9 protein-coding genes are annotated in these 11,329 nt (G+C 69.0%); 8 read left to right on the plus strand and 1 reads right to left on the minus strand.

Annotated elements, in window-relative coordinates; translation table 11 throughout:
* Positions 1-17 precede the first annotated feature (17 nt).
* Entirely contained in the window at positions 18-1,472 is a 1,455-nt protein-coding gene (locus tag E4O86_RS07680) for an aldehyde dehydrogenase family protein (RefSeq protein ID WP_205520765.1), read from the minus strand.
* Positions 1,473-1,728: 256 nt separating this feature from the next.
* On the opposite strand from E4O86_RS07680, the gene E4O86_RS07685 reads away from it, so the two are divergent.
* The 8 genes from E4O86_RS07685 to E4O86_RS07720 all read left to right on the plus strand — a co-directional run bounded on the left by E4O86_RS07685 (position 1,729) and on the right by E4O86_RS07720 (position 11,242).
* On the plus strand, positions 1,729-2,046 hold the full coding sequence (locus tag E4O86_RS07685) for an NIPSNAP family protein (RefSeq protein ID WP_161139941.1): 318 nt from the start codon (positions 1,729-1,731) through the stop codon (positions 2,044-2,046).
* Between the two features lie 64 nt (positions 2,047-2,110).
* Positions 2,111-3,013 (plus strand): NAD(P)-dependent oxidoreductase, encoded by a 903-nt coding sequence (locus E4O86_RS07690; RefSeq protein ID WP_161139942.1) that lies wholly within the window; start codon positions 2,111-2,113, stop codon positions 3,011-3,013.
* Positions 3,014-3,028: 15 nt separating this feature from the next.
* Positions 3,029-3,874, plus strand: a complete 846-nt coding sequence (locus E4O86_RS07695) for an amidohydrolase family protein (protein ID WP_343039121.1) — start codon at positions 3,029-3,031, stop codon at positions 3,872-3,874.
* A gap of 245 nt (positions 3,875-4,119) precedes the next feature.
* On the plus strand, positions 4,120-5,175 hold the full coding sequence (locus E4O86_RS07700) for an ABC transporter substrate-binding protein (RefSeq protein WP_161139943.1): 1,056 nt from the start codon (positions 4,120-4,122) through the stop codon (positions 5,173-5,175).
* 108 nt (positions 5,176-5,283) lie between these two features.
* Positions 5,284-6,993, plus strand: a complete 1,710-nt coding sequence (locus E4O86_RS07705) for an ABC transporter permease (protein WP_161139944.1) — start codon at positions 5,284-5,286, stop codon at positions 6,991-6,993.
* A complete protein-coding gene (locus tag E4O86_RS07710; RefSeq protein WP_161139945.1) occupies positions 6,990-8,162 on the plus strand; it encodes an ABC transporter ATP-binding protein in 1,173 nt (390 codons plus the stop codon). Before E4O86_RS07705 ends, E4O86_RS07710 begins: the two co-directional genes overlap by 4 nt.
* Before the next feature lie 78 nt (positions 8,163-8,240).
* Entirely contained in the window at positions 8,241-10,037 is a 1,797-nt protein-coding gene (locus tag E4O86_RS07715) for a thiamine pyrophosphate-binding protein (RefSeq protein ID WP_161139946.1), read from the plus strand.
* Positions 10,038-10,069: 32 nt separating this feature from the next.
* Positions 10,070-11,242, plus strand: a complete 1,173-nt coding sequence (locus E4O86_RS07720) for an LVIVD repeat-containing protein (RefSeq protein ID WP_161139947.1) — start codon at positions 10,070-10,072, stop codon at positions 11,240-11,242.
* Positions 11,243-11,329 lie beyond the last annotated feature (87 nt).

Genomic DNA, 11,329 nt, shown 5'->3' on the forward strand with positions numbered 1-11,329 from the left:
GCCGCGCCCGGCCCGTCTCACAGATTGAAGACGACGAGCCGTTCCTCCGTCATCTCCCGAATGGCGTAATGCGGGCCCTCCCGCCCGATGCCGCTGTTCTTGACCCCGCCATAGGGCAGCTGGTCGGTGCGCCAGGTCGACGTGCCGTTGATGATGATCGCGCCGCTGCGGATGCGGCGGGCCGCCTGGAGCGCGATCTCCAGGGACCTCGTATAGATGCCGCACTGGAGCCCGAGCGGCGCCTCGCTTACCAGCCGGAACATGTCCTCGATGTCGCTGTAGCGCTGGACCGAGGCGACCGGCCCGAAGACCTCGTTGCAGACGACCTGCATGGAAGGCTCGACGTCGACCAGCAGCGTCGGTTCGACCTGCGCGCCGCGCCGCCCGCCGCCGGCGAGGAGCTTCGCGCCGCGCGCGACCGCCTCGCTCACCCACGATTCCACGCGCTTCGCCGCGTTCTCGTCGATGAGCGTGCCGACATCCGTCTCCGGTTCCAGCGGATCGCCGATCCTGAGCCCGCGCACCTCGTCCGCCATCCGCTCGACGAAGCGGTCGTAGAGGCTCTCGTGGACGTAGACGTTCTGCACCGAGGCGCAGCTCTGGCCGGCGAGGCGCATCGCGTTGCGGGCGCAGACGGGCGCCGCCTCCGCTATGTCGGCGTCCGAATGGACGATCGTCTGGCCGGTGCCGCCGAGTTCGAGCGCGACGCGCCTCAGCCCGGACGCCGCCTTGATCTCGGCACCCACCTTGGTCGAGCCGGTGAAGGTGATGAAATCGACCCGCGGATCGCGGACGAGCAGCGGCCCGACCGTGTTGCCGTAGACGACGTTCAGAAATCCCGGCGGCAGCCCGGCATCGACGAAGAGCTCGACGAGCTTGTGCACCACGAGGGCGGCCTGCGGCGGCGGCTTGAGCACCAGGACGTTGCCGGATGCGAGCGCCGGGGCGACCTTGTGGGCCGCGAGGTTGAAAGGGGCGTTGAAGGGGGTGATGCCGGCCACGATCCCGACCGGGAAGCGCAGCAGCATGGCGATCTTGCCCGCGCCCATCGCGGTCGCATCGAGGGGCACGTGCTCGCCCTGGATGCGGACCGCCTCCTCCGCCGAGAGCCGGATCGTGTCGCGCGAGCGGGCGATTTCGGCGCGGGAATCCTTGAGCGCCTTGCCGGTCTCCCGGGTCATGATCTCCGCGATCTCGCCGGCACGCTCGGCAAGGAGGACGCCGACGCGATCGAGGAGCGCCGCGCGTTCGTAGCCCGGCATGGCGGCCGCCTGCGCCTTCGCGGCGCCGGCGGCGGCAAGGGCGGCGTCGAGATCGTCGGCGTCGGATTCCGGCACGATCGAAACGACGTCACCGCGATAGGGATCGCGGATCCCGTATTCGCTCCGCCCGTAGCGCCACTCGCCGCCGATCAGCATCGGCACCCGCCTGGCAGTCTCCGCTTCCGCGACGGCCAGCCTGCTCACGCTCATCGTTCCCGCCCTCCCGGCTCGTTCTCTCCGGCCGCATTCCGCCGCCACTGCACAGGGCGGCCCGAGGGCCGTCAAGCGCGGACCATGCTCCCCCCGGCCGAACCGATGCCACGCCGGAGGCAAGAAGGTGCCGACGCTCATTGACAATCCCAGTTCACGATACTCTAGTGGACGCGAAATGGGAATCCGATCGAGCTGGACTGCCCTGGGCGGGCCGGTGCGGATCGCAACGATCTCTGAGCGACCGGGAGGGCGAATGGTCGTCGAAGAACGGATCTACACCCTGGCCCCGATGTCGGCCGGCGGCTTCCTGAAGCTGGTGGAGGAGGAGGGCTTCGCGGTCCAGACCGAGCATCTCGGCACCCCCCTCGGCTATTTCCAGACCGAATTCGGGCCGCAGAACCAGATCGTGCATCTCTGGGCCTATCGCGATCTCCAGGATCGCGCCGAGCGCAGGGCGGCACTCGTGGCGGACCCGCGCTGGCAGGCCTTCCGCCCGAAGCTCAAGCCGTTCCTGGTGAGCCAGGAGAACAAGCTTCTGATCCCGGCGCGGTTCGCGCCCGTCGAGCGCTGAGCCTGACCTGAGGCCCGGCCGCCGCATTCTCTGGGGCGGCACCGCTCCGCCGATCGGGGACATCATGGAACGCATCATCTTCATCGGTCTCGGCGCGATGGGCGAGCCCATGGCCGCCAACCTCCTCGCAAAGGGCTTCGACCTGACCGCCGTCGGAAACCGGCGGCCGGAGCCGGTCGCGCGGCTGCGCGAGCAGGGGGCGAAGGTCGCCGCGGACCTCGCGGAGGCGGCCTCCGGCGGCGGCATCGCCATCCTCATGCTGCCCTCCTCGCGGGAGGTGGAGGCGGTGGCGCTCGGGGACGGCGGCCTGCTCGCCTCCCTTCCCGCGGGCTCGGTCGTGGTCGACTGTTCCACCAGCGATCCGGAAAGCACGGCGGCGCTCGGCCGAAAGTTCGCGGCACGCGGCGTCGCCATGGTCGACGCACCGGTGACGCGCGGCATCGCGGGCGCGAAGCAGGGCAAGCTCGCCTTCTTCGTCGGCGGCGACGAGGCCGATTTCGCGCGCGTGGAACCGGCCCTCTCGGCGATGGGCGACACGTTCCACCGGATGGGTGCGCTCGGGTCGGGCCATGCCACCAAGGCGATGACGAATGCGCTGAGCTACGCCACGGTCGCGCTGGTGGGCGAGATGCTGTCGCTCGGCGAGCGGCTCGGCATCGACCTGCCCGTCCTGCAGGAGGCGCTCATGTCCGGCGCGGCGAGCAAGGCGCTCGAATCCTTCGGCCCCCGCATCATCGCCCGGGACTATGCCGCGCCGCGCGTCACGATCGGCAATGTCTGCACGCATCTGGCGATCGCCGAGAGCATGGCCGCGCGTGCACACGCCCAGGTTCCCGTGCTTCAGGCCGCCGAGAAGGTCTACCGGCGCGTCTCGGCGCTCGGCCACGATGCGAGCGACATGTCGAGCATCGCCGAGCTCTGGGACGGGCCGGACGGGGCGGCGGAAGCCGGACGCGCCGCGTCCTAGCCGGGGGCTCTCTCGGTGAGGATCGTCGACTTCCGCCTGAGGCCGCCGGTCGGCGGCTTCCTCGACATGATCATGTACGCGAACGCGCCCCGGCGCGACCGGCTGACCCGGATGCACGGCTTCGAGCCGGCGCCCTCGGCGGTGCAGAGGTCCATGCCGCTTCTCCTCGAGGAGATGGACCGCGCGGGAGTGGCGGCGGGCGTGGTGGTCGGCCGGCTGTCCGGCCTGTTCGGCTCGGTGACGAACGACGACGTCGCGAAGATCGCGGCCGACCATCCCGGCCGCTTCGTTGCCGTCGGCTCGATCGATCCGACGGATCGCGACGGCGCCATCTCGGAAATCACCCGGGTCGCCGGACTGGGCTTTCGGGCGATCAACATCGAACCGGCCTCCTATGCCGTTCCGATGAAGGCGGACGATCGCCGCCTCTATCCGATCTACGCGCATTGCGAGGGCATCGGGATCCCGGTCATCATCATGGCCGGCGGCAGCGCCGGTCCCGACCTCAGCTACACCGAGCCGGCCCATCTCGACCGGGTCGCAGCCGATTTCCCGGAGCTCAGGATCGTCGTCTCGCACGGCGGCTGGCCCTGGGTGCACCAGGTGCTCCACATCGCCTACCGGCGCCCCAACCTCTATGTCTCGCCCGACCAGTATCTCGCCAACATGCCCGGCATGAATGACTACGTGGCCGCGGCAGACGGCTTCCTCTCGGACCGGTTCCTTTACGGAAGCTCCTATCCCTTCACGCCCGTCGACAGATATGCGGAATGGTTCCGGACGCTGCCGATCCGTCCGGAATCGATGGAGAAGGTCCTGTTCCGGAACGCCGCGGACCTGTTGCGGCTCGACCTCGGATGAGCGTTCCCGGCCCTCTTCCGACGCTGCGGATCGCCGGATCGGCGGCCGCGTCGCGCGCCTTGCGGCGGGCCCCGCCCGTCGCTCTCCGCGGCTCCGTCCGAGCCGCCCTTCCGCGGCCGGCCTCATGGCCCGGATCTGTTGACATGCTCACTTTACGGCAGTTCAATCGAGAATAATCGAGAAAAGACCAGGGCCGGAGAGTCCTGGCGGGAAGGCCGGGCGGCCGAGACGAGGGAGGACCATCGATGGGCATCATTCGAGCAAGCACGATCCCGAACCCACGCATTTCGCGGCGGACCTTCGTGCAGGGAATCGGCACGGCCGCGGCGGCCACCGCGCTGGGCGGCTCCTTCGCCGGCGACGCGCGCGCGGCGGGTCCGCTGATGTGGTACTCGGCCTCCTCCGTCGAATCCGTCGACGGCTGGGCCAAGATGTACAAGGAGAAGACCGGCAACACGGTCGAATATTTCCGCACCGGCGGCGTGAAGCTCGCGCAGCGCTTCGCGCAGGAAGCGCAGGCCGGGCAGGCACAATGCGGCCCGATCGACGTCTCGATTCCCGGCCTGATGTCGCAATGGGCGCGCCAGGGTCTCTTGATGGAGTACGACAGCCCGGAAGCCGCGCACTATCCCGACGACATCCGGATGAAGGGCTTCTGGACCCCGATCAAGGCTTTGGTCTGCTGCATGGCCTACAACGCCGACGTGATCAAGCCGGAGGAGGCGCCCAAGCACTGGGAGGACCTGCTCGATCCGAAGTGGAAGGGCAAGCTCGTCACGGCGGACGCCTTTTCGAGCGGCGCCACGCTCCACTGGTTCGGTGCGCTCCGCAGCGCCTACGGCAAGGAGTTCATGGAGAAGCTTGCCGCACAGGACGTGCTGGTGAAGCAGGGCTCCGGCGAGACCACGGACACCGTCGTCTCCGGCGAGCGCCCGGTCGCAGCCATGATCCTGCAATATTACGTCTTCGGCGAGATCGACAAGGGCGCGAACCTCAACGTCGTCTTCCCGGAGGAGGGCCTGCCGATCAGCTACGAGGTGATCGGCATCTCGAAGGATGCGCCCGACCCCGAGGGGTCGAAGAAGTTCGTCGACTTCGCCCTCAGTAAGGAGGCGCAGACCTCCTGGCAGAAGACGTACTACACGCCCTCGATGCGCGACGACGTGGAGCCGCTCTCGCGGGAGCACGGCCGGCGCCCGCTCAGCGAAGTGAAGCGCATCGGCAGTTCCGCCGCCGACCTCGACAAGCTGTTCGAAGAGCAGGCGGACCTGCTCGACGCGTGGGGCGAGCTCTTCAAGTAGGCGCCACCCCAGTACCGGATGCGCCGGGCGTCCGGCGCGTCTCCCCGGACGGACTGATAGAGCGGGTCTGTGGCAGTCTCCGAAGCGGCCGGACAGTACGGGATCGTGATGAGGCGGGTGAGAGCGGCGTCGCTCCTCGACCCGCTCTTCTACGTGCAGGTCGTCGTCATCCTGTTTCTGTGCGCTCTCATCGTCTATCCGGCGGCGATCCTGCTCGGCATGTCGCTGCGCGACGAAGCGGGCGGGCTCACGCTGAAATGGTTCGCCGAGGCCTACGGCAACGCCCGGAATCTCGGCGCGATCCTCAACACGCTCGTGATCGCCTCCGGCACCGCGGTCGCCGCCACGATCGCCGGCACCTTCCTCGCATGGGCGGTCGTGCGCACCGACATGCCGGGCCGCCGTCTCGTCGAAATGGCGTCGGTGGTCCCCTTCATCTCGACCCCCTTCATCGGAGCGCTCGCCTGGGTCCTTCTCGCAAGCCCCGGGGCGGGGCTCCTGAACCAGCTCTGGTCCTATCTCGGCGGCCCCGGCGTCCTCCTCGACATCTATTCCCTCGGCGGCATGATCTTCGTGGAATCGCTCTACGAGATGCCGTTCGTGTTCCTGATGGTCGCCGGCGCGCTCCGCTCGATGGATCCGACGCTTGAGGAGGCGTCCCTCTCGGCCGGCGCCGGCCTGTGGCGCACCACCACGCGGGTGACGCTCCCCCTCGTCCTGCCGGCGATCCTCGGCGGTGCGCTTCTCGTCTTCGTGCTCGCGGCGGAACAGTTCGGCGTCCCGGCGGTGCTCGGCACGCCGGCACGGATCCGGGTCCTCACCACCAGCATCGTGGAGAGCCAGGCCTCCTACCCGATCCGCCTCGGGCTCGGCGCCGCGCTCAGCGTGACGCTGCTGGCGATCGCGCTCGTGGGGCTCTGGCTGCAGCGCCGGATGCTCGGGCGACGCTCCTACACCACGATCGGCGGCAAGGGCGCGCAGCCCCGCCGGTTCCGTCTCGGCAGGCTGCGCTGGGCCATCTTCGCGGCCTGCCTCGCCTATCTCATGCTCGCGGTCGCCCTGCCCTACGCCGCGATCTTCCTGAGCTCGATCCGGACGATCTGGACGGCGGACTTCCGCTGGGACCAGTGGACGCTCGAGAATTACCGCTGGGTGTTCTTCGACTATCCGATCACGCAGCGCGCTTTGGTGAACAGCCTCTTCCTCGCGGTGGTCGGCGCGAGCGTGACGATGCTCCTCTGCGCCGTCATCTCGTTCCTCTCGCTGCGGACGCGCCTGCCCGGACGCCGCGCGCTCGACTATCTCTCCATGGTGCCGATGGGCTTTCCCGGCGTCGTCCTCGCCTTCGGCCTCCTCCACGCCTGGATCCACCCGCCGGTCGTGCTCTACGGCACGATCTGGATCCTCTTCGCGGCCTACATGACGCGCTACATCCCGATCGGGGTGCGCGCGACCTCGGCGACGCTCGTCCAGATCCACCCCGAACTGGAGGAATCCTCGCTCTCGAGCGGCGCGAACTGGTTCCAGACCTTCAAGAACGTGACGCTGCCGCTCCTGAAGCCCGGCATGCTCGCCGGCTGGATCCTGCTCTTCATCGCCTTCTCGCGCGAGCTGAGCGCCTCGATCCTGCTCTATTCGCCGCGGCTGGAGGTGCTCTCGGTCGCGATCTACGACCTGCTTCTCGGCGGCGAGTTCCGCGCGCTCTCCGCGCTCGCCTTCCTGCAGATCGGAATGGCGCTGGCGATGCTCGCGCTCGCCAAATGGGTGTCGGGCCTCGACCGCACGCCCGGCGAGCGAACCGGCGGGAGGACGCCTTGACGAGCCTGATCGTGGACCGGCTGACCAAGCGCTACGGCTCCGTGCTGGCCGTGGACGGCATCTCCTTCTCGGTCGAGCGCGACGAGTTCATATCGCTGCTCGGCCCGAGCGGCTGCGGCAAGACGACGACGCTGCGCTGCATCGCCGGCTTCGAGCGCCCCGACGGCGGCGCGATCCTCCTCAACGGCGAGCCCGTCGCCGACGCGGCGACCGGCTTCTTCCGGCCCCCGAACAAGCGGCATTTCGGCATGGTCTTCCAGTCCTATGCGGTCTGGCCGCACATGACGGTGAAGGAGAACGTCGCCTATCCGCTCAAGGTCCAGGGCGGCGTCCCGCGCGCGGAGATGGAGGCGCGCGTGGCCGACAAGCTGAGGATCGTCGGCCTCGTCGGCTATGAAGAGCGCTTCCCGACGCAGCTCTCCGGCGGCCAGCAGCAGCGCGTCGCGCTCGCCCGCGCCCTCGTCATGGAGCCGCGCGCGCTTCTCTTCGACGAGCCGCTCTCCAATCTCGACGCCAAGCTGCGCGAGCGGATGCGCTTCGAGCTCATCGAGATCCAGAGCAAGCTCGGCATTCCGGCGGTCTACGTCACCCACGACCAGGCGGAGGCGATGGTGATGAGCCGCACGGTGATCGTGATGGAGAAGGGCCGCATCTCCCAGTCCGGGCGGCCGGAGGAAGTCTACGCTAGGCCGAAGTCCCGCTTCGTCGCGGATTTCATCGGTCTCAGCAATTTCGTCGAGGGCACCGTGGCCGGGCCCGCGGGCGACGGCAACTGGCTGGTGCGGACCCCGCTCGGAGAGCTCGTCTGCTGCAGCGACGAGCCGCTCGCGCCGGGCCGCGCGGCGGTTCTGGCGATCCGTCCCGAATGCATCCGGCTTCAAATCGAGCGGCCGTCCGGACCCAACGTGGTCCCAGTCACCCTGAAGCAGCGCTACTTTCTCGGCCCCTATTCGGAATATTTCGTCGCCGCGGGCGAGATCCCGCTCCGGGTCCAGGCCAGCGATCCCGTCGAGGTCGCGCCGGGCGGAACGCTGTTCGCCGCGATCGATCCCGAGCGCTGCCGCGTGCTCGCAGGCGAGGCGAGCCCGGAGGCTGCGCAGGAGATGGCCGTGCGGGCCACCCATGCCGCCGACCTTGCGTTCCGCACGCCCTCCGTGGGCCTGGCCTGACGTGCCGGCCGAGATCCGTCGAGGCGCCGGCGGGGCGGCGGCCGCCACCGCCGGCCAGGAAGCCAGGAAAGAACCCGAATGCGCGAGAACATGCTGAATGGCGGCCAGGTCATCGTCGATTACCTGATCCGCGAAAAGGTGCCCTATGCCTTCGGCCTGTGCGGCCACGGCAACATCGGGTTCATCGACGCCCTCTACGAGCGCGCGGACGAGATCGCGACGATCTCCGTCCACCACGAGAGCATCTCCGGCTTCATGGCGGACGTCTATTACCGGGTGAGCGGGCAGCCGGTCGCGACCTTCACCTCCTGCGGGCCCGGCTCGGCGAACATGCCGATCTCGCTCGCCAACGCCTATCTCGATTCCGTGCCGTTCCTGGCGATCACCGGCAACGTCCCGACGAGCCAGTTCAACCGCGGCGCCTTCCAGGAGCTCTACCGCCATTACCAGGCCGACTTCCCCTCCACGGTCCGCGCCTATTGCAAGCGCGTGTTCCAGCCGACGCGGGGCGAGATGGTGCCGCTCGCCATCCGCCAGGCATGGAAGACGATGGTGACCGGACGTCCCGGCCCGGTCGTGCTCGACGTGCCCTTCGACATCTTCAAGGAGGCGGCCGCCGAGGAGACGCCGCGGCCGGAGGATTGGACCGCCAACATCTCCTGCCGCGCGGGCGCCGATCCCGAAGGCGTCGAGCGGGCGCTCGACATGCTCGTTTCCGCCGAGCGGCCGGTGATCCTGGTCGGGCAGGGCGTGAAATACGGCCGCGCCACGGAGGATCTGCTCCGCCTCGCGGAGCGCCTGCGCATCCCGGTCGCCTGTTCGGCGAGCGGGCAGGGCGCGATCGACAGCCGGCACGAGCTCAATCTCGGGCTCGTCGCCCGCAACGGGCCCTACCAGTCCAACCACGCGACCCGGCAGGCCGACGTGCTGCTCGCGCTCGGCGTCCGGTTCGACGACCGGACCTCCAGTTCCTGGCTTCCCGGCTATTCGTTCACGATCCCGCCGACCAGGCTCATCCATGTCGACATCGATCCCGACGAGATCGGGCGGAACTACCCCGTTGCGCTCGGGCTGATGGCGGATGTCCGCACCTTTCTGCGCCAGCTCAACGGAGCGCTCGACGCGCGGGGCCCCGTCGCGGTCCCGGAAGCCCGCGAGCGCTGGCTCGCTTCGATCGACGGCTGGCGGAAGGAATGGGACGCCTTCATCGAGCCTGGCTTCCACGACGATTCGACGCCGATCAACCCGCAGCGCGCCGCCCGCGTGATCGACAGGGCGCTGCCGGAGGATGCGATCCTCGTCAGCGACATCGGCATCCATCACAACTGGCTGATCCAGTTCTGCGAACCGCGCCGGCCCGATTCCCTCATCGGCTCGATGGGCTTCGGCCCGATGGGCTTCGGCGTCGGCGGCGTGCTCGGCGCCAAGCTCGCCGCGCCCGACCGGCCCTGCGTCTCCGTCTGCGGGGACGGCGCGTTCTTCATGCACGCCAATGTGCTCGGCACGGCCGTCGAATACGGTCTGCCGGTCGTCTGGGTGGTCTGGAACAACTACGCCTACGCGTCGATCCGGGGGCTGCAGCGCGGCTATCTCGGCGGACGCGAGCTTGCGACCGACTTCAGGCATCCCGAGACGGGGCAGCCCTACAATCCCGATTTCGCGGCGATGGCGCGCGCCGCCGGCATCGACGGCGTCAGCGTCGACCGCGCCGACGATCTCGGCGACGCCATCAAGGCCGCGATCGCCAGGAACAGGCCCTGCCTCATCGACGCGAATATCGGCGCCGACAAGAACCCGGCCGGCGCCGGCGTCTGGGAACTGCCGGGCCTCGGCGTCGGCAGGCCGGCGATCGGCTCGCGTTACGAACCCGCCTGAATGCGGCGCCCAAGAAGGTCCTGGAGACGATGATGCGCGGAGAGGAAGCGAAGAACTTTCGGCTGCTCGGCCACGACCGGTCGGCCGCCTGGGGCGGCGGCAGCCTCGTCGAGGTCAGGCGCGGGCACGCCTATGTCGGCGCGGTCGGCGGCTCGAGCTACAACGGCAGGGAGGGCTTCACCGTCCACGACGTGAGCGATCCGCGCAATCCGCGGAAGGTCGCCGAATTCCTGGCGCCGCCCGGCATCCACATGCACAAGCTCAGGATCGTCGGCGACGACATCCTCTACGTGAACTCGGAAGCGCTGCCGGGCGATCGCGGCAAGGGCGCGCGCACCGGCTTCTACATCTTCGACATCAGCAGGCCGGGCACGATCCGCGAAGTCGGGTTCTACGACATGCCGGGCAGCGGACCGCACCGCTTCGGCGTCGACAACGAGCGGCAGCTCGCCTTCTTCCCGAACGACGCGCCGGGCTGGGACCGCCGCGTCATCTGGACCATGGACATCCGCGATCCGCTGAAACCCGAAGTGGTGAGCATCTGGGGACTGCCCTCGCAGAGGGCGACGGGAGAAGGGATCCACAACGATCCGCACCCCGCCGAGCAGACCTGCACCCTGCACGGGCCGCCGATGATCCGGGGCGACCGCATGTTCGCCGCGTTCTGGGGCGGCGGCGTCGCCATCATCGACTGCTCCGACCTCCGCAACATGAAGCTCGTCGGGCATACGCGGTGGTCGCCGCCCTTCGTCGGTTCCAACCACACGGCCTGGCCGATCGGGGACAGGCCCTATCTCGTCGTCACCGACGAGGCGCGGGCGAAGCAGAGCTACTGGGACAGCCAGTTCATGTGGATCGTCGATATCCGCGACGAGACGAACCCCGTGACGGTCTCCACCTGGTTTCCCGACCGGGAGACCTACTTCCACCGGGCCGGCCGCTTCGGCGCCCACAACATCCTCGAGAACATTCCCTCCGAAGGGCCGTGGAAGGACCTCGTCTTCATCACCTATTTCAACGCCGGGCTGCGCGCCGTGGACGTGAGCGATCCGCTCCGCCCGAAGGAGGTCGGCCATTACGTGCCGGCCGTGCCGGAGGGGCAGGAGGAGATCCAGTCGAACGACATCGGCTGCGACGATGCCGGCCGGCTCTACCTGATCGACCGCTGGGGCGCGGGAATGCACATCCTCGAATATACCGGCTGATCGCCCGGGCCGGGCGGCGCGCGGACCCCCGGTGCGCCCGGCCGCGACGGCAAGCGGGAGCCGGCGGGCTCAGTCCGGCCGGGCCGG

It is taken from the genome of Propylenella binzhouense, from assembly GCF_009866965.1.
Lineage (GTDB): Bacteria > Pseudomonadota > Alphaproteobacteria > Rhizobiales > Afifellaceae > Propylenella > Propylenella binzhouense.